A 22458-nucleotide genomic window follows, 5' to 3' on the forward strand; every position below is an offset into this window, starting at 1 on the left:
GGGGTCAGTCTCGCGCACTCCGGAGGTAGCGGGCACGGAGGAACGGGCGGAAATCGTCGTCGGACCCGAGGCGGACGTCGATTTCGTGGGTGAGGACGTCCCCTTCCGGGGTGATCCGGTGGATCGCGACGCCGCGTTCGGTCTGCTTTTCGAGGTGCAGGGTGCCGTCGCGCCAGCCGCCGCGTGCGGGAGACGCGGGCGGGAAGCCGTAGCTGTCGAAGCCGAACCACAGGGTGTCGCCAGTCGCCGGGTCGACGGTGAAGACGTGGTGGCCCAGCATTCGCGAGCCGTCTTCGCGGGTCTGGACGTAGTCCTCCAGCACGGCGAATCCGTCGAGCGCGCGGCGATAACTGCAGGTCGCGGTGGCCGTCGAGGCGGGAGCCCAGGGCGCGGCGGCGAGTTCTTCGGTGCCGGACCAGTCTCCGACGAGTGCGGCAAGGGCTTCGTGCGCGGCTCCGACGACGGGCATGTCCATGTGTGTCCCCCTTGGTTTCGACAGGTGCCTGTCGAAATGGAACACTAGCACGCATGACCTCGAGGACGTCCCGCGCGGAAACCCTTACGCAGCTTGTCAACGAGGTCTTCGTGGCCAATGGCGCGCTGCTGGCCGCCGGCGACGCACTCACCGCGGAAGCGGGATTGACCGCTGCGCAATGGCAGGTCGTCGGCTTCCTCGAAGACGGTCCCGCGACCGCGGCGGAGCTGGCTCGGCGGCGCGGGCTGAGGCGGCAAAGCGTGCAGGAGACGGTGAATCGCCTGCTGCGAGACGGAATGCTCTCCCGTGCCGACAACCCGGCGGACGCTCGTGCGCCGCTGCTGCGGTTGACCGCCAAAGCGCGGGCCGCGCTGCGAATCCTGGGCTCTCGGCAGGCCGAATGGGCGGATGCCGTCGCTTCGGGCCTGTCTGAGAAAGACGTCGAGACGACCCTGCGCACGCTTCGCGCGTTGCGCGATCTGGTCTGAGCGGAGCGTGGGTAGTACCCTCCCGCTAGAGCGCTCTATCAAATCGCAAGGGGGCGAGCGGCATGGACGTTCTGCGCGAGAAGGGACTCGGCCCGCTGCGGGTGATTCTGGCGTTCACCCTGGCCAGCACAGTCCTGCACTACACCCACAACGTCGTGCGCGCCGCCGACTACCCGCAGGTGCCGGGCATCAGCGTGCCGGTCGCGCAGATCGTGGTGGCCTTGAGCTGGGTCGTTTTCACCGCGTTCGGCGCGCTCGGCTATCGCGCCTACGTGCGCGGCCAGTACTGGCGATCGCTGGCATTCCTGCTGGTCTACTCGCTGTCCGGGCTGGCCAGCGCGGGGCACTTCCTGGTCGGCGTGCCCCAGATCCCGGCGTTCTGGTTCGCGACGATCTTCACCGACACGTTCGCGGCGATCGCGCTGTGGGTATTCGTCTGCTGGGCGGCGACGCGGCTCAACCGGGTGAGCGTCGCCGGGCAAATGTCTACACAACATTGACGTTCGTAGAAACCATGTAGACAATCGAGGACGTGACCACCACCACACCTGTCACGTTCGAGCGGCATCCGGACACGTACCGGCACTGGCGGCTGACTGTCGACGGCGAGGTCGCCTGGCTGGAGATGGACGTCGACGAGCAGGGCGGCCTCGTGCCCGGGTACGAGCTGAAGCTGAACTCGTACGACCTCGGCGTGGACATCGAGTTTTACGACGCCACGCAGCGGCTGCGGTTCGAACATCCGCAGGTGCGCGCGGTGATCGTGACGAGCGCCAAGGACAAGGTGTTCTGCGCCGGGGCCAACATCCGGATGCTCGCCGCGTCTCCGCACGAGTGGAAGGTGAACTTCTGCAAGTTCACCAACGAGACCCGCAACGGCATCGAGGACGCCACTGAGTTCTCCGGCCAGACCTACGTCGCGGCGGTGAACGGCAGCTGCGCCGGCGGTGGCTACGAGATCGCGCTGGCCTGCGAAAAGATCTTGTTGGTGGACGACAACTCGTCGACCGTCGCGCTGCCCGAGGTACCGCTGCTCGGCGTGCTGCCCGGCACCGGCGGGCTGACCCGGGTGGTCGACAAACGGCGCGTCCGCCGGGATCTCGCGGACGTGTTCGCCACGCGGCCGGACGGGGTCAAAGGCCGGACCGCGGTGGACTGGCGGCTGGTGGACGAGCTGGTGCCGCGCGTCGGGTTCCGCGAGAAGGTGCTGTCGCGGGCGCACGAACTGGCCGCCGAATCCGACCGGCTGCCCGCCGAGCAGGGGATCGAACTCGCGCCGCTGGAGCCGTCGATCACCGACGACGGGATCGAGTACCGGCACATTCGCGTCGGCTATGACCGGCCGAACTCGCTGGTCACGCTCACCGTGCTCGGTCCCTCCGGGGAACCGGAGCTGGACGGCTGGCTGCTGCGGCTGACCCGCGAGCTGGACGACGCGATCCTGCGGCTGCGCACGAACGAACCGGACCTCGGCACCTGGGTGCTGCGCACCGAAGGCGATCCGGAGGCGGTGCTCGCGCACGAGGAGGTCGTGCTCAGCGGGAAAGACTGGCTGAGCAACGAAATCCTGCACTACTACAAGCGCACGCTGAAGCGGCTGGACGTCACCAGCCGCACCTTGATCGCGTTGATCGAACCGGGCAGTTGCTTCGCGGGCAGCCTGCTTGAGCTGGCCTTCGCGGCGGACCGGCAGTACCTGCTGGACGGTCCGCCGATTGACGATGAAGACTCGCCGGAACGGGCGTCGATCACCTTGTCCGAAGCCAATTTCGGCGTTTTCCCGATGGGCAACGGCCTGTCTCGGCTCGAGTCGCGGTTCTACGGCGACGACGACCACCTGACGTGGCTGGCTCGCGAACGCGACCGTCCGCTGAGCGCAGCCGAAGCCGTCGAACTCGGCCTGGTCACCGACGCTCCGGACGATCTCGACTGGGAGGACGAGATCCGGATCGCGCTGGAGGGCCGGGCTTCGCTGTCGCCGGACGCGCTCACCGGGATGGAGGCGAACCACCGGTTCGTCGGCCCGGAAACGCTCGAAACCAAGATCTTCGGGCGGCTGACCGCCTGGCAGAACTGGATCTTCACCCGACCGAACGCCTCCGGGCCGGAGGGCGCACTGCGGCGCTACGGCACCGGGCAGAAGGCGGTCTTCGACAGGAAGCGGGTCTGAACCGATGCCCGAAAAGATCGACTACGACGCCAAAATCCCGAACAACGTGCACCTCGCCGACGACCGGAGGCTGCAGCGCGCGTTGGAGGGCTGGCAGCCGAAATTCATGAACTGGTGGGGCGAAATGGGCCCCACGCTGGAAACCGAGGGCGTGTACCTGCGCACCGCGGTGAGCGTCGGCCGCGACGGCTGGGCGCACTTCGACCACGTCAACGTGCCGGATTACCGCTGGGGCATCTTCCTCGCCGAGCGGGAGCCGGACCGGCGGATCGCGTTCGGCGAGCACGCGGGCGAACCGGTGTGGCAGCAGGTGCCCGGCGAGTACCGCGCCGACTTGCAGCGGCTGATCGTGATCCAGGGCGACACCGAACCGGCGTCGGTCGAGCAGCAGCGGTTGCTCGGGCTCACCGCGCCGTCGCTGTACGACCTGCGCAATCTCTTCCAGGTGAATGTGGAGGAGGGGCGGCACCTGTGGGCGATGGTGTATCTGCTGCACGCGTACTTCGGCCGCGAAGGCCGGGACGAGGCCGAAGGCCTGCTGCTGCGCAACTCCGGCAGCCCGGACGCGCCGCGCATCCTCGGCGCGTTCAACGAGGAGACGGCCGACTGGCTCGCGTTCTACATGTTCACCTACTTCACCGACCGCGATGGGAAATACCAGCTCGGCACGTTGAAGGAAAGCTCGTTCGACCCGCTGTCGCGCACCTGCGAGTTCATGCTCAAGGAGGAGGCGCACCACATGATGGTGGGCACCACCGGCGTCGACCGGGTGGTGCAGCGCAGTGCGGAGCTGATCCGCGAGCACGACACGTACGACATCGCCTCGCACGGCGGGATTCCGCTCGACCTGATCCAGCGATACCTGAACTTCCACTACACGGTGTCGCTCGACCTGTTCGGCAGCGAGACGTCGACGAACGCGGCGAACTACTACACCGCCGGGCTCAAAGGCCGCTGGCAGGAGACGCGACGCAAGGACGACCACAAACTCACCGACGACAGCCGTCTGCTCGACCGGCCGCGCGAGGACGGGACCTGGACGTCCGAGGAATTGCAGGCCATCCTGCTGCTGAACCTCGACCTGCGCGGCGAGTACACCGCGGACTGCCAGACCGGGGTCAACCGGTGGAACAAGATCCTCGCCGACGCCGGGATCGACTTCCGGTTCGCGTTGCCGCACCCTGGTTTCAACCGCGAGGTGGGCATAAACTCCGGCCACCACGTCACTCCGGACGGCAGCATCGTCGACGAGGCGACGTGGGAGGCAGCGCGGCACAAATGGCTGCCGACGGCCGAGGACCTGACGTTCGTCCGGTCGCTCATGCACCCGGTGTACGAGCGCGGGAAGATCGCCAGCTGGGTCGCGCCGCCGCGGCAGGGCATCAACGGAAAACCTTTCGACTACGAGTACGTGTACCTCACCTGAGGGGGCACCGATGACGGTTCCCGCGAACTTCAACGCCGCGGAGTACCTGCTCGGCCAAGGCCGTCCGGACGCGCTCGCGGTCGTCTCGCCGCGGCGCACGCTCAGCTACCGCGAACTCGCCGCCGAGACCCACCGGGTCGCGTCCGGACTGCGCGCGCTGGGCGTGCGGCCGGAGGAGCGGGTGATGTTCTGCATGGTCGACGACGTCGAACTGCTGAGCGGGATTCTCGGCGCGATGCTCGTCGGCGCGGTCGCGGTGCCAGTGTCCACTATGGTCACCGGGCTGGAACTGGGCCAGGTGCTCGCCGATTCGCGGGCGCGGGTGCTGTGCGTGTCCGGGGAGTTTTCCGCGCAGGCGGCCGGTGCGCTGACCAGTGCGCCCGAGGTGACCGACGTCGTGCTCGATCGCGCGGATCCGGCGGAATTCCCCGCCGGGGTGCGGACACATCGGTGGCCGCTGACCCCGAGCGACGATGTCGTGGCCGCGCCGACCTGGGAGGATTCGCCCGCGCTGTGGCTCTACACCTCGGGCACGACCGGGCAGCCGAAGGGCGCGATGCACCGGCACGGGAGCATTCGCGCGGTCTGCTCGACTTATGCGTCGCAGGTGCTGGGAGTGTCCTCTTCGGACCGATTCCTGTCCGTGCCGAAATTGTTCTTCGCTTATGGGCTGGGGAATTCGGCGTTCTTCCCGCTCTCTTGTGGAGGGACGACGCTGCTGGAACCGGCCCGTCCGACGCCGGGTCTCATCGCCGCGCGGGCACGGGCGGATCGGCCGACGTTGTTCTTCGGAGTGCCGACGTTCTACGCGGCGCTGCTGGCCAGCGACGTACCGGACGATTCGTTTTCCTCGGTGCGGTACGCGGTTTCGGCCGGAGAGCCGTTGCCGTCGGCGTTGTTCACGCGGTTCCGGGAACGGTTCGGGGTGGAGATCCTGGACGGGATCGGGTCGACCGAGGCGTTGCACATCTTCTTGTCCAATCAGCCGGGTGCGGTGCGGCCGGGCAGCACCGGGGTGGCGGTGCCGGGGTACTCCGTCGAGCTCCGGGACGAGCAGGGCGCGGTCATTTCGGAAGCGGACCGGGCGGGCGAGCTTTTCGTGTCCGGTCCGTCCATCGCGACCGGGTACTGGGCGCGATACGAGACTACAAAACAGGTTTTCCAGGGTTCGTGGCTGCGGACCGGGGACAGTTACGTGCGTAACTCGGACGGCACCTACACGTGTCTTGGCCGGTTCGGCGACATGCTGAAGGCGGGCGGGATCTGGGTGTCTCCGTCCGAAGTGGAGGAACGGCTGCTGCAGCATCCGGCCGTGGCCGAGGTCGCGGTGGTCGCCGCGCCGGACGAGGACGGATTGGACAAACCGGTGGCGTGCGTGGTCGCCGCGCCTTCATCCACTGTGGACGCTGAGGAGCTGATCGAATTTTGCCGGGAGGGCTTGGCGGCGTTCAAACGACCGCGCGGCGTGGTGGAGATGGCCGAGCTGCCGAAGACCGCGACCGGGAAGATCCGGCGGAACGTGATCCGCGAAATGGTGCGCGAGTCGCTGCTCGTGCCGCAGCCGCAATCGTGATCGACTGGTCGGCATGATCGACGAGCACTTCGTGGTGGACGCCCACGTGCACACTCCGCGGTTGCCCACGCTCAAGCCCGCCTGGCTGGATTGGGCACGCGACTTCGCGCGCGAGTATCCGTGGCGCACGGTGTACGACGCGGACGGCACGGTGATCCCCTCAGCGATGGACGATCTCATGGCGGGCGAGGGCGTCGACCGGGTGCTGTTGTTTTGTGAATACAGTCCGCGGGCTACCGGTATTCAGGCGATTGAAGACAATCTGCCGTTGGTCGCCTACAACCCGGAGCGATTCCGTCTGGTGGCCAACGTGAACCCGCATCTGCACCACCCGCTGGTCGACGAGGTGGAACGGCAGCTCGCGCTGGGCGCGGTGGCGTTGAAGATCCATCCGGTGCACGGCGCGTTTTCCCCGGCGGACAAGGAGTTGTACCCGGTGTACGCCTTGTGCGCCGAACGCGGGGTTCCGGTGATTCTCCACTCCGGACTGTCGGTCTTCCCCGGTTCCCGTGCCAGTTACGGTGATCCGGAGCTGCTGTCCGATGTGGTCGAAGACTTCCCGTCGGTGAATTTCGTGTTCGCGCACGGCGGCCGAGGCTGGTGGTACGACGTCGCGGCGTTCATGGCCCAGGCGAGGTCGAACGTATGGCTCGACCTCGCCGGGCTGCCGCCGAAGAAACTGCCGGAGTACTACGCGCGCTTCGACCTCGTGCGGCTGGCGCGGAAATGGATCTTCGGCACCGACTGGCCGGGAGTGCCGGGAACCGCGGTGAATGTCCGCGCGGTCGCCGATTTGGGCCTGCCCGCTGACGTACTGGACGGGGTGCTGTCCGGCAACGCGTTACGGCTGATGCCCGGCCTGCGCTGAGTTACTTGCGCCAGAACAGATGATGCACGACCCCGCTGGAGCTGGGAATTTTCTCCAGGTGGTAGCGATCGGTCAGCTCGTCGGGGCTCTCCCAAAGCCGTTCCCCGGCGCCGAGTTCGACCGGCGCGACGGCGATGTGCAGCGTGTCGATGAGACCGGCGTCGAGGAATTGGCGCACCGTGTTGACGCCGCCGCCGATCCGGACGTCCTTGTCGCCAGCGGCTTTCTTCGCCTGCGCGAGCGCTTCCTCCGGGGTGGTGTCGAGGAAGTGGAAAGTGGTCTGGCCCAAGGTGATCGAGGGCCGTTCGTGGTGGGTGAGGACGAAGACCGGCGTGCGGAACGGCGGTTCGTCGCCCCACCAGCCCTGCCAGTCGTGGTTGTCCCACGGACCGCGCTGCGGGCCGAACTTGTTGCGTCCCATGATTTCCGCGCCGACGTGGCCGCTGCGGTGCATGTCGCGGGTGAAGTAGTCGTCGAGCCCGCGCGTGCCGCCTGGTTCGCCGCGCATGGGCCAGCTGGCGGTGGCTCCGGCCCAGGCGAAGAGCGGCCCCGGGTCGGGGTGGCCGAACGGCTGCTCGAGAGTTTGGTCCGGACCGGCGCCGTAGCCGTCGGCGGAAAGGTTGAAACACTGGACGCGTACCAGCATCGAAGCCCCCTGCTTGTCTTTTGCAAGCACTATGCCGGAGGTGATGGTAAAGTGCAAGTGGTTACAGGAGGTGTGCGATGCCGGACGGTCCGCGCTCGGGGTGCCCGATCAACGCCGCGATCGAGGTGATCGGCGACCGGTGGAGCCTGCTGGTCCTGCGCGACATCATGTTCGGCGACCGGCGGCATTTCCGGCAATTGCAGTCGCGGTCCGAGGAAGGAATCGCGTCGAATATCCTCGCCGACCGATTGCGCACGCTGACCGAAGAAGGATTGCTCACGCGCGACTCGGCCGGCCGCGGCCAGCGCGCGACTTACAGTTTGACGGAAGCGGCGATTCAGCTGGTGCCGGTTTTGGTGCAGCTCGGAAGCTGGGGTTTGCGGCATCGGCCGACGACGCCGGAATTGCGCGTGCGAGCGGAACTGCTGGAGGAGGGCGGGCCGCCGCTGTGGGAGGAATTCATGGCGGAACTCCGGGAACGGCACCTCGGAATTCCCCGGCCTGGCGGAGACGGACCAACGGCGACGGAACGACTGGCGGCGGCTTACGCGGAGGCTGTCGCCCGAGGATGACTGCGAGCCCCGTGGCGCTCGCCCGGCGCCAGATACCTCGCCCGGAAGTTGATCACTCGATTCGGCATTCGCCCTGATAAAGCGGATCCTCCGAGATGCCCGGTTCGTCAGCCTTCCCGAGTGAGGAAGGGAGCCGGGAATGCCGGACCAGGACGAGGTGCGCCGGTTGTCGGCGAAAGTGATCCGGATCGTCGCCGCGAATCCGGGGCTGTGCGCGGAAGCGGATGACGCTTGCCAAACGGCATGGCTGGAATTCCTGCGCCGCCCGCCGAAAATGCAGGATTCGACCCGGCTGGCCGGTTGGCTGACGACCGTCGCGCGCAGGCATGCACTCCGAGTGGCGGAAAAACGCTCGCGGGTGCCGGACAATGCGCGATTGGAGGCGTGCAAGCCAGCGGATTCCCCCGAGAAGCACGCGTTGGCCGGTGAACTGACAGCCGCATTGTGGCGGGCGGTCGAGCAGTTCCCGGAGCGTCATCGGCGGATGATGCTTCTGCTGGCGCATTGTCCGGAGCTGCGGCATGACCAGCTGGCGGCGGAGCTGGGGATCGCCAAGTCGAGCGTGAGCAAGATCCGGAAACGCTGTTTGACGGCGCTTCGGCGGCGGCTGGAGTCGGAGGGGTTCAGCTATCCATGACAAACCGCTGGTCAGAGCGGCAAATCGCGGTACGATCCGGACCGTTGTCCGGACGGCGACCAGGGGGCGCGCGGTGAGCGGTACCAGAGTGTTGGTGGCGGGGGCGAGCATCGCGGGACCCGCGCTGGCCCATTGGTTGCGTCGGCGGGGAGCCGAGGTGACCGTCGTGGAGCGGGCTCCCGAATTGCGGCCCGGCGGGCAGGCGGTGGACGCGCGCGGGGTGGCCAAGGACGTCATCGCGCGCATGGGGCTGGACGCGGCGGTGCGCGCGGCGTGCACCGACACCGCGGGCGCGCACACCGTCGACGCGAATGGCAAAGTGCTGGAGACCTTCCGCGCCGACGACGACGGCGGTGACGGATTCATCGCGGACATCGAGATCCTGCGCGGAGATCTGTCCCGGGTGCTCTACGAAGACACCCGCGACGGCGTCGAATATCTCTTCGGAGACCGGATCGCCGAACTCGCCCAGGACACCGGCGGGGTTGACGTGGTCTTCGCGGGCGGCGACCGGCGGCGCTTCGACCTGGTGGTCGGGGCCGACGGGCTGCACTCGTCGTTGCGGGCGATGGTTTTCGGGCCGCACGAGCGGTATCTCCGCCATCTCGGGCATGTGCTGGCCTTCTACAGCGTGCCCAACGAATTCGGCCTGGATCGCTGGCTGCTCGAATATCAGGAGTCCGGCCGCACCGCACTCCTGCGCCCCATCCAGGACGCCACCCGCGCGATGGCGATGTTCTACTTCGCCGCGCCGGATTTCGACGTCGACTACCGGGACATCGCGGCCCAGAAAGTGCTGCTGCGGGAGCGGATGGCCGGTCTCGGCTGGCGGACCCCGGAGATCCTCGCGCACCTCGACGACACCCCGGACTTCTACCTCGACCAGGTCGCGCAAGTGCTGATGGACCGCTGGTCGAGCGGGCGGGTGGGGCTGCTCGGGGACGCGGCGTTCAGCTCGTCGCCGATGTCCGGGCAGGGCACCGGGCTGGCCCTGGTCGGCGCCTACCTGCTGGCCGGCGAACTGGCCGCCGCCGGATGGGACGCCGACGCCGGGTTCTCCCGCTACGAGGCGCGAATGCGTTCGTTCGTCGAAGCCAACCAGGAGATCGGCCGGTTGAACGCGCGCAGCCGTGACGTTCCCGGCCCCGACGCCGAACCGAGTCCCGATTTCGCCAGCGAAGAGTTCATGGAGTTGGTCGGGCGCGCGATCAACGGTGTCGAATTGCCCGACTACGCAGGGGTTCCGGACTCTCGGTCACGCAGCAGGGACTCAGCCGTTCACTGAACGAAGCGTCCGCATCGCCTCCGCCAACCCGGCGGCGTCCGGGCCCAGCGGCGTAAGCACGATCCGCCGCAAGATCTCCGCACAAGCAGCCCTCGCCTTCACCGCCACCTCCAGCCCGTGTTCCGTCAGTGCGGCGAACGTGACGCGACGGTCCTCGGGGCTCGGGACCCGGCAGATCAGGTCCGCGGCGACCAGCCGGTCCGCCACCTTCGTGAAACCCCCGCTCGACAGAGCGGCTTCGGTGGCCAGGCGCGTCATCGGCATCCGGTGTTCCGGGGAGCGCACCAGGCGCAGCAGGATGTCGAACGACGCGGGGGCCAGGCCGAATCGCTCGGCGATCTCGCCCATCAACGCGTTCTGCGTGGCCAGGTAGCCCTCGATCACGAGGCCCCACCACGTCACGATCTCGTCGTCGTCCGTCTGCGGATCCGGGGTCATCCGACGGAGTCTACCCGGAATACATCTTGCGCGCGAGAAGTTACCTGGACAAACGAAGGGAGTGCATACTCCCGGAAGCGAAGCCGCCGGAGGAGGAGCGACGATGATCCACCAGTACACCGAGGGCGATCCCGATCTCCCGGTGCTTCTTCTCCTGCACGGAACCGGCGGCGGCCCGGACGATCTGCTCGGGTTGGCGAACGAGCTGAGCCCGGGTTCGGGGACGCTCGCACCGACCGGGCCGGTGTCGGAAAACGGTGCGGCGCGGTGGTTCCGGCGGTTGTCCGAGGGCGTATTCGACCACCAGGACGTCCTCGCGCGGGCAGATGAGCTGGCGGATTTTCTCGGCACCGCACGGGAAAAGTACGGGTTCAGCCGGGTAGTCGCGGTGGGCTTTTCTAACGGGGCCAACATCGCGGCCGCAGTAACGCTTACGCGGCCGGACGCGCTCAAGGAAGCCATTCTGTTCTCGTCGATGTCCCCGTTGCCGGAACCGCCGCGGCTCGATCTCACCGGCACGCGCGTGTTCCTTTCCAACGGCGAGCAAGACCCGATGGCTCCGCTGGCCGCCAACGACGAACTCGTGCGACAGCTTCGCGAACGGCACGCCGAAGTGGCGACGCACCGCTGGCCGGGAGGGCATCAGGTGACCGTCGAAGGAGTAAGCGCGGCCAGGGCCTGGCTCGCTAGGGTCGAGGCATGACCGAGCTGACTCGCGCGCAAGACCTGCTCGCCTCCACGATCCTCGCCGACGGACACAACGACCTGCCCTGGGCGCTTCGCGACAAGGCCGGTCCGAATCCGGTCGAAGCGGTCGCGGGCGTGGATCTCACCGTGCCGCAGCCGACCCTGCACACCGACTTTCCCAAACTCGCCGAAGGCAAGCTGGGCCTGCAGTTCTGGTCGGTCTACGTGCCGTGCGAGTTCAAGGGCGACAGCGCGGTCACCGCGGTACTTGAACAGATCGAGGTGGTTTACCAGCTCGCCGAGCGCTACCCCGAGCGGCTGCGGCTGGTGACCACGGCCGACGAGGCCGAGGCGGCGTTCGCGGAAGGCCGGATCGCGTCGCTGCTCGGCGCCGAGGGCGGGCACAGCATCGCGGAATCCCTCGGCGTGCTGCGGATTCTGCGCCGGCTCGGCGTCCGGTACATGACGCTGACGCACAACTTCAACACCACCTGGGCGGACTCCGGAACCGACAAGCCCGAGCACGACGGGCTCACCGAGTTCGGCCGCGAGGTCGTGCGCGAGATGAACCGGATCGGTATGCTCGTGGATCTTTCGCACGTCGCGCCGAGCACCATGCGCGCCGCGATCGAGGTGTCCAGCGCGCCGGTGATCTTCAGCCACTCGTCGTGCCGCGCGGTCAACGATCACCCGCGCAACATCCCCGACGACGTGCTCGCCCAGCTGCCCGGCAACGGCGGCGTCGCGATGATCACCTTCGTGCCCGCCTTCATCTCCGCCGCGGTCACCGAGTGGGACAACCAGCTCCGGGACGCGATGACGGCCGCCGGACAGGAGTTCCTCGACCTCGGCCAGCGCGGCCGGTTCGCCGAGACCTGGGACGCGCCGCCCAAGCCGAAGTCGACGATCGAGGACGTCGTCGCGCACATCGAGCACGCGCGCGAGGTCGCCGGGATCGACCACATCGGGCTCGGCGGCGACTACGACGGCGTCGGCGAACTGCCGGTGGGCCTCGAGGACGTGTCGAAGTACCCGGCGCTCATCGCCGCACTGATGGAACGCGGGTGGAGCGACGAGGACTGCGCGAAACTCGCCGGCCGCAACACGCTGCGGGTGCTGCGCGAGGTCGACGCGAAGCTCTGAATTAGCGCATCACGGCGAGTGGGCGGACAATCACGGTATGTCCCACGCGCGAAACGACGGTCCCGACGGGACCGCTAAATCGGAAATTCCCGAAGCGCCGGGCACCGAGGTGCCCGGCGCGCTCGACCCCGCCGCCCCGGGCACCGCACCGGGAGCCGAACCCGGGCCGCGACCACCCGCCGCGAAGCCCGCGGGCCGCCGGGGGAAGGTCAAGTCCACCCGCATCAGCGGCACCTGGGTCGCCGTGATCGTGGCGATCGTCCTGCTGGTGTTCCTGCTGGTGTTCATCCTGCAGAACCTGGACACGGCGACCGTCCACTTCCTCGGCGCGTCCGGCAGCATGCCGCTCGCGGTGGCGATGCTCTTCGCTGCCATCGCGGGTGCCGCGCTGGTCGCGCTGATCGGCGGGGCGCGCATCTTGCAGCTGCGGAAGCAGGCTCGCCGACGGCGTTAGGCGCATTCCTGCGCGCGGAGGCCCAGCAGGATCTCGCACACCGCGGGATCCCCGCTGAGCTGTACCCGCGTGCGCACTTCCGCCGCGGGCAAGGTCCCGCTGCACAACCGCCAGAACGAGTCCGCGTCAGTCGCCAGAGACGCGAGCGGAGACCGTGACGTAGCCCCGCCGCGGTCGATCGTCCAGCCCACCGCAGTAGCGCGCACGGTCCACCGCCCAGCCCCTTCCACCGAACACGCCACCTGGCGTCCGGCCCGAGCGGTCACCGCACGCAACGTCTGCGGCAGCGAGCGCAGGAACGTGTCCACCACCGGCGTCCGGAACTCCGGCTCGTCCAGCAGCGGAGCCTCCACAGCCTCCCGGATCTGCTGCTGATGCACCCACTGCTCCGCGTAATCACGAGCAACCGTCAGCCACAACGGCGCAGCGGCCGGTTCGTCCAGATCCCGGTGCTTCCACAGCTCGGTCAGCTGCGTCGTGCTGTCCACGAACATCGCGAACAACACCTCCGGCGACAGCTGACGGCAGGCAGCAACCCAAGAAGCCCCCTCGCCGAAGTGGCCGTCCCGGTCCCGCGAGAGCCGCCGGAGCTTCAAGCCGAGGATGTGGGCGGTGAGGTCGTGCACCGTCCATTCGCCCAGCGCGGGCGACGCCCACTCCGGCGTCCGAAGCTCGGAGAGAACTCCGATCAGCGCCTGTTCTTCGCGGACGAGCAGCGGCAGCACGTCGATCGGCGGTCCCCACGGCGCGGTCATGCGCGTCATCCAACACCCACCGGCCAGGCATCACAGGGCCATTCGGCCTACTCGCAGGTAGCATCAGCGCGAACAGTGAGGGGAGCAGCCCGTGGACTACCAGCGACCGAACGGCCGGGGCACCGCCGAGGACGTGGCCAACCTGGCCCGCCGGGCCGGCCAGCTCGCCGGATGGGCGGCGCGCACCGGCTTCGACCTGACCCGCAAACTCCCGGGGATCGACACCGCCGAACGCGGCCTCAAGCAGGTCGAACGCGGGCTGCTGAGCGAGCTGCGCCGCCGCCTCGACGAGGTGGACGATCCCTATCACGCGGCGCTGACCGCGGCGTCCGCGATGAACCGGGCCGATCTCGGCAGCCGCGCCGTCGAAACGACCGTGACGCTGGTACCCGCGCGCGATCACGTCGAACCGCTGCGTGCGGCGATGGCCGAACTGCTCAACCACTCCATCGGCTTCGGCCGCGAGCGCGCCCGCGAGTATCTGTACGCGATCATCCTCCGCCAGCTCACGCCCGACGAGGCGCGCATCCTCTCCGCGCTGTCCGACGGCTCCCCGTTCCCCGCGATCGACGTCGCCGAGCGCAGCGCCATCGGCGGCACCGGCCGGATCGTGCTGCGCAACGCCTCGACGGTCGGCAAGGCCGCCGGGGTGTCGCTGCCGGACCAGGTGCCCGGCTACGTGACCCGGCTGATCGGTCTCGGACTGGTCGAACTGGACGAGGAGGTGCCCTCGCTCGAGACGCAGTACGAGATCCTGCTGACCGACGAGTCGGTCCGCGAGGTGGAGAAGCAGGTGAAGCGGATCAAGATCATCCGCCGCACCATCCACGTCTCGCGGCTCGGCGCGCAGTTCTGGCAGGCCTGCGACCCGAGCCTGGGCTGACCCCGATGGGCGAGTTCGTCTCGAAGATCCTCGACGACTTCGTCCGGCACTGGCCGCTGTATGTCTCCATCCCGATCGTCGCCGCGCTGATCGGGTACGGCACGAAGCTGGTCGCGATCCGGATGATGTTCCAGCCGGTCGAGTTCATCGGCGTCAAACCCTTCCTCGGCTGGCAGGGCATCGTGCCCAAGCGGGCCGCGCGGATGGCGAGCATCGCCTGCGACACGATGACCGAGCAGCTGATCAAACCGGCCGAGGTCGTCGCCCGCCTCGACGCCGACCGGATCGCCAAGGAAATCGAGAAACCGCTGCTCGCGGCCGTCGAGGACATCGTGCGCGAGGTGGCCGGGCACTACCAGCCTGGTCTGTGGGAGTCGCTGCCGGTCGGCGTGCAGCGGCTGGTGATCCAGCGCGTGCAGGCCGAATCGCCGCACATGGTCAAGGCCGTGCTCGAACTCATCCAGTCCGATGTGGACAGTGTGTTCGACCTCAAGGGCATGGTGGTCACCAGCCTCGTCAAGGACAAACGGCTGCTGAACCGGATCTTCCAGGAAGCCGGCGCGGAGGAGTTCAAGTTCATCGCCCGCTCCGGGCTGGTATTCGGCGGCCTGATCGGCGTGATCCAGATGGTCGCGTGGGTGCTGTTCAAATTCCCGCCGATCATGCCGTTGTTCGGTCTCTTCACCGGATGGTTCACCGACTGGCTCGCGCTGCGGATGATTTTCTACCCGCTGGAGCCCAAGAAATACTTCGGCGTCACTTGGCAGGGCCTGTTCCTCAAACGGCGCGCGGAGGTCGCCGAGGCCTACGGCGAGCTGATCGCGAAAGAAATCATCACGCCGCACAACGTCATCGAGGCGGTGCTGCAGGGCCCGCTTTCCGACCGTGTGCTCGCGCTCATCCAGCGGCAGCTCGACCGCGAGCTGGGCCGGGCGGCGAACGTCGCGAAACCGTTGCTGGTCTTCGCCATCGGCAGCCGCCGCTACCAGGACATGAAGCTGGCCATCTCGGAGCAGATCATGACCCGGCTGCCGGACACCATGCGCTACATCGAGGATTACGCCACCGACGCGATGGACATCCGGAATGTCCTGGTCGGCAAGATGAAGGAATTGTCGCCCGAGGAGTTCGAGCAGCTGCTGCGCCCGGCTTTCCAGCAGGACGAATGGATTCTCATCGCGACCGGCGCGGTGCTCGGCTTCGCGGTCGGCGAGGCGCAGGTACTGGTGCTGGAGCATCTCGCCGTGTGACGCCTCCCCCTTGTGGAGGAGCGGCTTCGGCCGGGAGACTGACCCTCATGGGTGAGACGGCGGTGCCGTGGCCGCAGGAAATCCGGATCGCGATGGCCATGGTGGGGGGATCCAGCCTGGCAGTGTGGATGGGGGGAGTCGCTACCGAGACCTCGGCGTTGCTGCACGCTTCGCGCACGCCGGACGAGAGTAACGGCTACCGGAAACTTCTCGACCTTTTGCACGCTTCGGTGCGCCTCGACGTGCTCACCGGCACGAGCGCGGGCGGCATCAACGCCGCGTGTCTCGGTTTGGCGGAGGCGTACCGGTCGACGCCGGCGATCTTGCGCGATACCTGGTTCTCCGCCGGGTCGCTGGAAAACCTGATCCGCGACCCGGGCGAGACGCAGCCGCGTTCGGTGCTGAACGGCGACAAGGTGCTGCTGGGCGGCCTGGTCCAGGCGATGCACGACATCACCGGATCCGGCGTCGTGCCCACCGAGCCGCCGGACGTGACCGTGCTGCTCACCGGGACCATGATCGACGGCGAGACCACGCAGTACGACGACGCGCTCGGAAACCGGGTGCGGGACACCGAACATCGCATGCTGTTCCGCTTCGACGGTCCATTGTGGAATAACCAGGTGCACGGCCCGCTCGCACTCGCCGCCCGGTCGAGCGCGTCCTTCCCCGGGGCCTTCGAGCTGTCGCGGATGCCGATCGGCCCCGAGGCGGCGGACCGGCTGCATCCGGACATGACCGACTACACCGAGCTGTGCCGTTCGCATTGGCTCGCCGACGGCGGCGTGCTGGTGAACAAGCCCTTGCGACCGGCGTTGCGAGAGATTTTCGAACGCTCGTCCTCGACGGATGTGCGGCGGCTGCTGCTGTACGTCGTCCCGAAGATCGACGGGGAAGTCAAGCCGATGGCTTGTGATCCGGCCGATCCGCCGATGCTCGGCACCGCGCTGGCGAAGGTCGCCTCGACGATCATGAGCCAGACCATCAGTGTCGAACTTGAGGACCTGAGCCGCCACAACTCCGCTGTCACGCGCACCCGGGACACGCGGGTCGCGCTCGCCTCGCTCGGCCTGCGCGGCGGACAGCTGGTGGACGACCGCGTGCACCGGGCGTACCTCGACCGCCGGGTCGCCCTCGACGCGGCCGATCTGGTGCGAGCGGCCACCCGCCGCTACGAACTGTCCGATGAGGACAGTGGGTGGGCGGCCGGGAATTCGGCGCTGCTGCAGGACATCGCCGCCGACGGACTGCGTCGCGGGATCCCGGACACCTTGCCCGGCGAATCGGTCACGGTCGGCGAGATGGTCGGCTACCGCACCTCGACGCTGGAGGACGCGGTCGCCACCGGCATCCAGCTGATCAACGCCGGCTTCCGGATGGGCCCGGATCTCGAACAGGCGACGCAGCTCAACGAGGCGCGCGCGAAGATGCACGCCGCCCGCCGGAGTGCGGCTCGCGAGGCCCGGCTGTCCGCGTGGGTGGCCCGGCACGAACCCCCGCCTGCGGGCACGTCGATGCCGGACTGGATCGGCCAGCTCGCCGTCGAATGGGCGGATCTCGGCGCGTCGGACGCGGTCCGCGAGGCGTGGCCGGAGCTGACCGGCGCGCTGCGGTCGGCGGCCCCGGTGCTGCAAGCGTTGTCGGGCAAGGAAAACCAGTGGTCCGCGGACGCCGCCGACACGGTGACGACGCTGCTGGACTGGTTCGGCCTGGACAACGCGGACGTCGCGGACGGCTTTGTCATGGCGCGGTTCCTGTTGCTGCACATGGCAACGCGCGGGCTCCTGGCCGAAGCGCCGGCGGTGGACCAGCGTGTCGACCTGGTGCAGATGAGCGCGGACAGCCGCACCCTGCTGGATCTGGCGCGGCCGCGCGGCCAGGACAAACTGACCGGGACGCAGGCGAACAACTTCGGCGGGTTCTACAAAGCGTCCTGGCGCGCGAACGACTGGATGTGGGGCCGGATCGACGGCGCGGGCTGGCTGATGCAGTGCCTGCTCGACCCGAAACGCCTGCGGGTGCTGCGCGACATCGTGGGCCCGGAGGAATTCCGGGAGCAGGTGAGGACGACGTTCCGCGAGATCGGCTGGGAGCCGCCTTCCCCGGCGGACAACGGGATGCCCGCGGACCTGCCCGTGCTGCTCGCGCAGCTGGGCGACGAGCTGGCTTTCCTTGGCCTGGACGCGAATCTGTCGCCGGTCGACTTCGGGAAAGAGGTGCCGACCAGCCTTCCGGTGACGTCGATGGTGCTGGCCAAGTCGCGGCAGCTGACCATCGCGCGGGAGGAATTGCCGGTGCTCGCGCAGCAAGCCGAGCAGGATGCGAAGGAGGGCAACGGAAAAGCGTCGGAGAGTTTCCGAAAGCTGATGGTTTCCCGGCCGCTCGAACAAGAATCCAAGAAAGCCGCCGCCCCGCCGGAAAATTCCGGTCAGCAGGACGCGGCTCAGCGCGCTTTCCAAGCCTGCCAAGTCTCCGCTGAACGCTTCGAAGGCGAACTCGGCAGTACTTTGCTCACCAAAACCATTGTCAAAGCCGGAGCCGCCGGGCTCAACGCCGCGTCGACCGCGACGCGGGTCCCGAAAACCCTCCAGCCGCTGGCGAAATTCGCGCAGCTCAGCAGCCGTAGTTCGTGGTGGGTCACGCAGGGCGCGACGAGGCTGGGCCGTCCCTGGAACCTGCTCGCCGCCGCCATCACCGCGATCGCCGGATTCGTGCTCAGCGGCGAAGGCGGATCCGTCCTGCAGTGGCTCGGCCTGCCGGTCGCCGGCGGTGCGCTCGTGTTCCTCGTGGTGAGTCTGCTGACGTTGAGGCGCACGTGGCGAATGGTGCTGACCGTGCTGGGTGTGCTGGTGATAGCCGCGTTGCTGTTCGCGGCTTTCCTGCCGCCGATCGCGCAGCCGTTGTTCGGCTGGCTCGGCACGGTGGTGGACGGCTGGCGGCGCGGGCAGGCTCCACTGTGGTGGCTCGCCGTCGTCGCGCTGCTCCTGCTGCCCGCGGTCTGGACCCCGCTGTCCGGGCTGGGGCGGAAGAAGCGGCGACGGTCCCGTCCGGACAGTCCACGCTCCAGCCCCAGGTAGACCGCGATTTCCGGCGCTGGAGTTGCGGCAGCGCCGACGAAGGCCCATCGTCTGGTGTCACAGGTGGCATACCGAAGGTGTGCGGCCCAGGCGCACCTGTGCCCAGAACTCGGCTCCGCTAAACATGTTTGTGGTCCTCCTCACCGGGGTATCCACGTCATCCCTGGTGAGGGCGGTGGACGTGGCATGGATCGCTGGCGGCGCGAAAATTCTCTGTTACGTTTCCAAAGTATGTCCGGAAAGCACTTGATCGAATCCCCGACCAAGGCCGATGGTGCCGCTCTCTGGCGAATCGCACGCGATTCGCAGAAGCTTGATCTCAACTCGCCGTATGCCTACCTGTTGTGGTGCAAGGATTTCGCGGAGACCTCGGTCGTCGCCCGCGTCGACGGTGAGCCAGTCGGATTCGTGATCGCTTACCGAAGGCCGTCCGCGCCGGACGTCGCGCTCGTGTGGCAGGTCGCCGTCGACGCGTCGCAACGCGGAAAAGGCCTGGCCGGGCAGTTGCTGGACAGCCTGTACACGCGTCTGGTCGGCGAGGGCGTGCGGTACCTGGAAACCACGATCACTCCGGACAACCAGGCGTCGATCCGGCTCTTCGAGTCGTTCGCGAAGCGCTGGAACGCGGATCTGGAACACCGCCGGTTGTTCGAAGTCGCTGATTTTCCGCAGGGGGAGGCGCACGAACCCGAGGATCTTTACCGCATCGGGCCGTTGCGCCGCTAATAACCCGTCAATTTCGCCGAGTAGGAGCGAAAGAAATCGTCATGAGCATCTTCGAAGAGCTCGAATCAGAAGTCCGCAGTTACAGCAGGGGGTGGCCGGTCGTCTTCGACCGGGCGCAGGGCAGCCGGATCTACAGCGAGGACGGCAAGGCCTACCTCGACTTCTTCGCCGGCGCCGGCGCGCTGAACTACGGGCACAACAACCCGTACCTCAAGAAGGCGCTCGTCGACTACATCCAGCGCGACGGCGTCACGCACGCGCTGGACATGTTCACCGTCGCGAAGCGGGACTTCCTGGAGACCTTCCAGGAGAAGATCCTCGCCCCGCGCGAGCTGGACTACAAGATCGTCTTCCCCGGCCCCGGCGGCGCGAACGCCGTGGAGGCCGCGCTCAAGCTGGCGCGCAAGGTGACCGGCAAGGAATCGGTCATCAACTTCACCAACGCGTTCCACGGCATGACGCTCGGCGCGCTGTCGGTCACCGGCAACTCGATGAAGCGCGGCGGCGCGGGCGTCCCGCTGGTGCACGCCACGCCGATGCCGTACGACAAGTACTTCGACGGCGCGATGCCGGACTTCCTGTACTTCGAGAAGCTGCTCGAAGACTCCGGCAGCGGACTGAACGAGCCCGCCGCGGTGATCGTGGAGGGCGTGCAGGGCGAGGGCGGCATCAACGCCGCGCGTCTGGAATGGCTCCGCGGCCTCGACGATCTGTGCAAGCGGCACAACATCCTGCTCATCCTCGACGACGTGCAGATGGGCTGCGGGCGCACCGGCCCGTTCTTCAGCTTCGAGGACGCCGGCATCTCGCCGGACATCGTCTGCCTGTCGAAGTCGATCGGCGGCTACGGCCTCCCGATGGCGCTCACGCTGATCAAACCGGAGCTGGACGTCTGGGAGCCGGGCGAGCACAACGGCACCTTCCGCGGCATCAGCCCGGCGTTCGTCACCGCGACCGAGGCGCTGCGCGTCTACTGGAGCGACGACGAGCTGGAGAAGTCCACCAAGGCCAAGGGCGAGCGCATCGCGAGCACCTTCAAGGACCTCGTGGAGCGCTACCCGGAGGCGAACCTCGTCGCGAAGGGCCGCGGTCTGGCGCGCGGTCTTGAGTTCAGCAGCGGCGACCTCGCGGGCGCGGTCTGCAAGGAGGCCTTCGAGCGCGGCCTGCTGATGGAGACCTCCGGTCCGGACGGCGAAGTGATGAAACTGCTGCCGCCGCTTACCCTCACCGACGAAGAACTGAGCGAAGGCCTCGCGATCATCGAGGAATCCATCGCCGCCGTTCTGAAGTAACCGCCCCGAAGCACAAGAAGGAGCTCTTCACTTGCTGGTCCGCACGCTCGACGAGATCACCGACACCGACGCTGACATCAAGACCCCGAACTGGCGCAGCAAGCGCATCATCCTCGCGAAGGAGGGCGTCGGGTTCTCGGTGCACGAGACGACGCTGTACGCGGGCACGGTGAACGACTTCTGGTACGCCAACCACATCGAGGCCGTTTTCATCACTTCCGGTGAAGGCGAGATCGAGGACCTCGCCACCGGCGAGGTGCACCCGCTCAAGCCGGGCACGCTGTACCTGCTGAACGACCACGACAAGCACCAGGTCCGGCCGAAGACCGAGATCAAGTGCGTGTGCGTGTTCAACCCGCCGGTCACCGGCCGCGAGGTGCACGACGAGAACGGCGTCTACCCGCTCGTCACCGAAGACTCCTGACACTGAGCCGCTCCCACCACCACCCCGAGAAAGAAGAAACGCCAGAAGAACTGGAGGCGAGCCACTGTGACGATCATGGACACCCGGGTCGACGACGGTTACCCGACCCGGATCACCGGTACGCCGGAGCACCTTCCGCGCGTGCACCCCACTGTGTGGGGTACCGAGGCTGACGGCCCGATCGACGCCGCGACCCTGGCGAATCACGACGCCAAGGGCTACACGGTCGTGGACGGACTGCTCTCGCCCGGTGAGGTCCAGACGTACTGGCAGGAGGTCGTCCGGCTGTCGTCGGACGAGCAGCTGCGCGACGACGAACGCGTCATCACCGAGGCGCGGACCGGCGAGGTCCGGTCGATCTTCGACGTGCACGAGATCTCCGGCCTGATCGCCGAGCTGATCCGAGATCCGCGCGTGCTCGACCGGGCCCGGCAGATCCTCGGCTCGGATGTCTACATCCACCAGAGCCGGATCAACTACATGCCCGGCTTCAAGGGCACCGGCTTCTACTGGCATTCCGATTTCGAGACCTGGCACGCGGAGGACGGCATGCCGTCGCCGCGTGCGGTGAGCTGCTCGATCGCGCTCACCGACAACTACCCGTACAACGGCGGGCTCATGGTCATGCCGGGCTCCCAGCGCACGTTCGTGCAGTGCGTCGGCGAGACCCCGGACGCCAACTACAAGAGCTCGCTCAAGGACCAGCGGGTGGGCGTGCCGTCCCCGGACGACATCACGAAGCTCGCCGCCGACTACGGCATCGACCAGTTCACCGGGTCGGCCGGTTCGGCGCTGTGGTTCGACTCGAACATCATGCACGGATCGTCGAACAACATCACGCCGTATCCGCGCTCGAACATCTTCCTGGTGTTCAACAGCGTGGAGAACGCGCTGCAGGAGCCGTTCGCCGCGGGCGAGCGCCGGCCGTCCTTCATCGCCGGCCGCAACCCCGCGCCGATCACGCGGTGACCAGCGTTACTTTCGCCAACCGGCGGGTCGCTCGTAACGAAGAATGTGCGCCCTGTTACGTTGTCGCCACCTCGCAGCTCGTCTGCGGAGGCAAGGTTGTCCGCGGCGATCCGGGTTCTTGCTCGGGGTGAGCCCCCCGAACCGCGGGCGGACGGCCGCGATGCACGGGTGGACCGCGCCCCCTGGCGGCCCGGCCGACGATCATTGAGTCCGGCCCCCG

Annotated in this window: 23 protein-coding genes; 19 read left to right on the forward strand and 4 right to left on the reverse strand. The window is 67.7% G+C overall.

The features are described 5' to 3' along the window. Positions 1–4: 4 nt before the first annotated feature. On the reverse strand, positions 5–475 hold the full coding sequence (locus ACWDNU_RS14090; RefSeq protein ID WP_370933700.1) for a DUF1579 family protein: 471 nt from the start codon (positions 473–475) through the stop codon (positions 5–7). Between the two features lie 53 nt (positions 476–528). On the opposite strand from ACWDNU_RS14090, the gene ACWDNU_RS14095 reads away from it, so the two are divergent. The 6 genes from ACWDNU_RS14095 to ACWDNU_RS14120 all read left to right on the forward strand — a co-directional run bounded on the left by ACWDNU_RS14095 (position 529) and on the right by ACWDNU_RS14120 (position 7000). Beyond that, the gene (locus tag ACWDNU_RS14095; protein WP_370933701.1) at positions 529–963 is read left to right on the forward strand and encodes a MarR family winged helix-turn-helix transcriptional regulator; all 435 of its coding nucleotides are present in this window, start codon (positions 529–531) and stop codon (positions 961–963) included. Between the two features lie 62 nt (positions 964–1025). Then, positions 1026–1463 carry a hypothetical protein gene (locus ACWDNU_RS14100; RefSeq protein ID WP_449669090.1) on the forward strand — a complete coding sequence of 146 codons (438 nt, stop codon included), beginning with the start codon at positions 1026–1028 and terminating at the stop codon, positions 1461–1463. 32 nt (positions 1464–1495) lie between these two features. Next, entirely contained in the window at positions 1496–3133 is a 1638-nt protein-coding gene (gene boxC / locus ACWDNU_RS14105) for a 2,3-epoxybenzoyl-CoA dihydrolase (RefSeq protein ID WP_370933703.1), read from the forward strand. A 4-nt stretch (positions 3134–3137) separates the two neighbouring features. Continuing rightward, the gene (boxB, locus tag ACWDNU_RS14110) at positions 3138–4559 is read left to right on the forward strand and encodes a benzoyl-CoA 2,3-epoxidase subunit BoxB (RefSeq protein WP_370933704.1); all 1422 of its coding nucleotides are present in this window, start codon (positions 3138–3140) and stop codon (positions 4557–4559) included. A gap of 10 nt (positions 4560–4569) precedes the next feature. Further along, entirely contained in the window at positions 4570–6132 is a 1563-nt protein-coding gene (locus ACWDNU_RS14115; RefSeq protein ID WP_449669091.1) for a benzoate-CoA ligase family protein, read from the forward strand. Positions 6133–6145: 13 nt separating this feature from the next. Then, positions 6146–7000: an amidohydrolase family protein gene (locus ACWDNU_RS14120; protein ID WP_449669092.1), complete on the forward strand. Its 855-nt coding sequence runs from the start codon at positions 6146–6148 to the stop codon at positions 6998–7000. Position 7001: 1 nt separating this feature from the next. Here the strand turns inward: ACWDNU_RS14120 and ACWDNU_RS14125 are convergent, their stop codons facing one another. Then, positions 7002–7646, reverse strand: coding sequence for a dihydrofolate reductase family protein (locus tag ACWDNU_RS14125; protein ID WP_449669093.1), 645 nt, complete (start codon positions 7644–7646; stop codon positions 7002–7004). A gap of 77 nt (positions 7647–7723) precedes the next feature. Here ACWDNU_RS14125 and ACWDNU_RS14130 point away from each other — a divergent pair, with 77 nt between their 5' ends. From ACWDNU_RS14130 to ACWDNU_RS14140, 3 genes are all read left to right on the forward strand, one after another. Next, positions 7724–8218, forward strand: a complete 495-nt coding sequence (locus tag ACWDNU_RS14130; protein WP_370933708.1) for a winged helix-turn-helix transcriptional regulator — start codon at positions 7724–7726, stop codon at positions 8216–8218. 139 nt (positions 8219–8357) lie between these two features. After that, positions 8358–8855, forward strand: a complete 498-nt coding sequence (locus ACWDNU_RS14135; protein ID WP_449669094.1) for an RNA polymerase sigma factor — start codon at positions 8358–8360, stop codon at positions 8853–8855. Positions 8856–8928: 73 nt separating this feature from the next. After that, on the forward strand, positions 8929–10140 hold the full coding sequence (locus tag ACWDNU_RS14140; RefSeq protein ID WP_449669095.1) for an FAD-dependent monooxygenase: 1212 nt from the start codon (positions 8929–8931) through the stop codon (positions 10138–10140). On the opposite strand, the gene ACWDNU_RS14145 is transcribed toward ACWDNU_RS14140, so the two are convergent. Beyond that, positions 10126–10578: a MarR family winged helix-turn-helix transcriptional regulator gene (locus ACWDNU_RS14145; RefSeq protein ID WP_370933711.1), complete on the reverse strand. Its 453-nt coding sequence runs from the start codon at positions 10576–10578 to the stop codon at positions 10126–10128. The genes ACWDNU_RS14140 and ACWDNU_RS14145 overlap by 15 nt on opposite strands. 103 nt (positions 10579–10681) lie before the next feature. Here ACWDNU_RS14145 and ACWDNU_RS14150 point away from each other — a divergent pair, with 103 nt between their 5' ends. The 3 genes from ACWDNU_RS14150 to ACWDNU_RS14160 are packed head-to-tail and all read left to right on the forward strand — an operon-like array spanning position 10682 to position 12862. Continuing rightward, positions 10682–11281 (forward strand): alpha/beta hydrolase, encoded by a 600-nt coding sequence (locus tag ACWDNU_RS14150; protein WP_449669096.1) that lies wholly within the window; start codon positions 10682–10684, stop codon positions 11279–11281. Beyond that, positions 11278–12408, forward strand: coding sequence for a dipeptidase (locus tag ACWDNU_RS14155; RefSeq protein WP_449669097.1), 1131 nt, complete (start codon positions 11278–11280; stop codon positions 12406–12408). The genes ACWDNU_RS14150 and ACWDNU_RS14155 overlap by 4 nt, the downstream gene beginning before the upstream one ends. 37 nt (positions 12409–12445) lie before the next feature. Continuing rightward, positions 12446–12862, forward strand: coding sequence for a lipopolysaccharide assembly protein LapA domain-containing protein (locus ACWDNU_RS14160; protein ID WP_449669098.1), 417 nt, complete (start codon positions 12446–12448; stop codon positions 12860–12862). On the opposite strand, the gene ACWDNU_RS14165 is transcribed toward ACWDNU_RS14160, so the two are convergent. Then, the gene (locus ACWDNU_RS14165) at positions 12859–13617 is read right to left on the reverse strand and encodes a hypothetical protein (protein ID WP_449669099.1); all 759 of its coding nucleotides are present in this window, start codon (positions 13615–13617) and stop codon (positions 12859–12861) included. The genes ACWDNU_RS14160 and ACWDNU_RS14165 overlap by 4 nt on opposite strands. 91 nt (positions 13618–13708) lie before the next feature. On the opposite strand from ACWDNU_RS14165, the gene ACWDNU_RS14170 reads away from it, so the two are divergent. The 7 genes from ACWDNU_RS14170 to thpD all read left to right on the forward strand — a co-directional run bounded on the left by ACWDNU_RS14170 (position 13709) and on the right by thpD (position 22238). After that, complete coding sequence (locus ACWDNU_RS14170; protein ID WP_370933716.1) at positions 13709–14500, forward strand: Abi-alpha family protein; 792 nt, start codon at positions 13709–13711, stop codon at positions 14498–14500. 5 nt (positions 14501–14505) lie between these two features. After that, the gene (locus tag ACWDNU_RS14175) at positions 14506–15750 is read left to right on the forward strand and encodes a DUF445 domain-containing protein (RefSeq protein WP_370933717.1); all 1245 of its coding nucleotides are present in this window, start codon (positions 14506–14508) and stop codon (positions 15748–15750) included. A gap of 47 nt (positions 15751–15797) precedes the next feature. Continuing rightward, the gene (locus tag ACWDNU_RS14180; protein ID WP_449669100.1) at positions 15798–18827 is read left to right on the forward strand and encodes a patatin-like protein; all 3030 of its coding nucleotides are present in this window, start codon (positions 15798–15800) and stop codon (positions 18825–18827) included. A 231-nt stretch (positions 18828–19058) separates the two neighbouring features. Continuing rightward, positions 19059–19553 carry a diaminobutyrate acetyltransferase gene (gene ectA / locus ACWDNU_RS14185; RefSeq protein WP_449669101.1) on the forward strand — a complete coding sequence of 165 codons (495 nt, stop codon included), beginning with the start codon at positions 19059–19061 and terminating at the stop codon, positions 19551–19553. A 41-nt stretch (positions 19554–19594) separates the two neighbouring features. After that, complete coding sequence (gene ectB, locus ACWDNU_RS14190) at positions 19595–20845, forward strand: diaminobutyrate--2-oxoglutarate transaminase (RefSeq protein ID WP_449669102.1); 1251 nt, start codon at positions 19595–19597, stop codon at positions 20843–20845. Positions 20846–20876: 31 nt separating this feature from the next. After that, the gene (locus ACWDNU_RS14195) at positions 20877–21269 is read left to right on the forward strand and encodes an ectoine synthase (protein WP_009084077.1); all 393 of its coding nucleotides are present in this window, start codon (positions 20877–20879) and stop codon (positions 21267–21269) included. Positions 21270–21335: 66 nt separating this feature from the next. Next, on the forward strand, positions 21336–22238 hold the full coding sequence (thpD, locus tag ACWDNU_RS14200; protein WP_370933721.1) for an ectoine hydroxylase: 903 nt from the start codon (positions 21336–21338) through the stop codon (positions 22236–22238). Positions 22239–22458 lie beyond the last annotated feature (220 nt).

The organism is Amycolatopsis sp. NPDC003676 (assembly GCF_053587275.1).

What these genes read in the sequence shown, in the direction of transcription:
- ACWDNU_RS14115 (WP_449669091.1), top strand. Translation starts at nt 4,570, where the DNA reads ATGACGGTTCCCGCGAACTTCAACGCCGCGGAGTACCTGCTCGGCCAA.
- ACWDNU_RS14165 (WP_449669099.1), bottom strand. Translation starts at nt 13,617, where the DNA reads ATGACCGCGCCGTGGGGACCGCCGATCGACGTGCTGCCGCTGCTCGTC.
- ACWDNU_RS14150 (WP_449669096.1), top strand. Translation starts at nt 10,682, where the DNA reads ATGATCCACCAGTACACCGAGGGCGATCCCGATCTCCCGGTGCTTCTT.
- ACWDNU_RS14155 (WP_449669097.1), top strand. Translation starts at nt 11,278, where the DNA reads ATGACCGAGCTGACTCGCGCGCAAGACCTGCTCGCCTCCACGATCCTC.
- ACWDNU_RS14100 (WP_449669090.1), top strand. Translation starts at nt 1,026, where the DNA reads ATGGACGTTCTGCGCGAGAAGGGACTCGGCCCGCTGCGGGTGATTCTG.
- ACWDNU_RS14180 (WP_449669100.1), top strand. Translation starts at nt 15,798, where the DNA reads ATGGGTGAGACGGCGGTGCCGTGGCCGCAGGAAATCCGGATCGCGATG.
- ACWDNU_RS14135 (WP_449669094.1), top strand. Translation starts at nt 8,358, where the DNA reads ATGCCGGACCAGGACGAGGTGCGCCGGTTGTCGGCGAAAGTGATCCGG.
- ectB (WP_449669102.1), top strand. Translation starts at nt 19,595, where the DNA reads ATGAGCATCTTCGAAGAGCTCGAATCAGAAGTCCGCAGTTACAGCAGG.
- ACWDNU_RS14125 (WP_449669093.1), bottom strand. Translation starts at nt 7,646, where the DNA reads ATGCTGGTACGCGTCCAGTGTTTCAACCTTTCCGCCGACGGCTACGGC.
- boxB (WP_370933704.1), top strand. Translation starts at nt 3,138, where the DNA reads ATGCCCGAAAAGATCGACTACGACGCCAAAATCCCGAACAACGTGCAC.
- ACWDNU_RS14175 (WP_370933717.1), top strand. Translation starts at nt 14,506, where the DNA reads ATGGGCGAGTTCGTCTCGAAGATCCTCGACGACTTCGTCCGGCACTGG.
- ACWDNU_RS14145 (WP_370933711.1), bottom strand. Translation starts at nt 10,578, where the DNA reads ATGACCCCGGATCCGCAGACGGACGACGACGAGATCGTGACGTGGTGG.
- ACWDNU_RS14120 (WP_449669092.1), top strand. Translation starts at nt 6,146, where the DNA reads ATGATCGACGAGCACTTCGTGGTGGACGCCCACGTGCACACTCCGCGG.
- ACWDNU_RS14160 (WP_449669098.1), top strand. Translation starts at nt 12,446, where the DNA reads ATGTCCCACGCGCGAAACGACGGTCCCGACGGGACCGCTAAATCGGAA.
- ACWDNU_RS14090 (WP_370933700.1), bottom strand. Translation starts at nt 475, where the DNA reads ATGGACATGCCCGTCGTCGGAGCCGCGCACGAAGCCCTTGCCGCACTC.
- ectA (WP_449669101.1), top strand. Translation starts at nt 19,059, where the DNA reads ATGTCCGGAAAGCACTTGATCGAATCCCCGACCAAGGCCGATGGTGCC.
- ACWDNU_RS14130 (WP_370933708.1), top strand. Translation starts at nt 7,724, where the DNA reads ATGCCGGACGGTCCGCGCTCGGGGTGCCCGATCAACGCCGCGATCGAG.
- ACWDNU_RS14095 (WP_370933701.1), top strand. Translation starts at nt 529, where the DNA reads ATGACCTCGAGGACGTCCCGCGCGGAAACCCTTACGCAGCTTGTCAAC.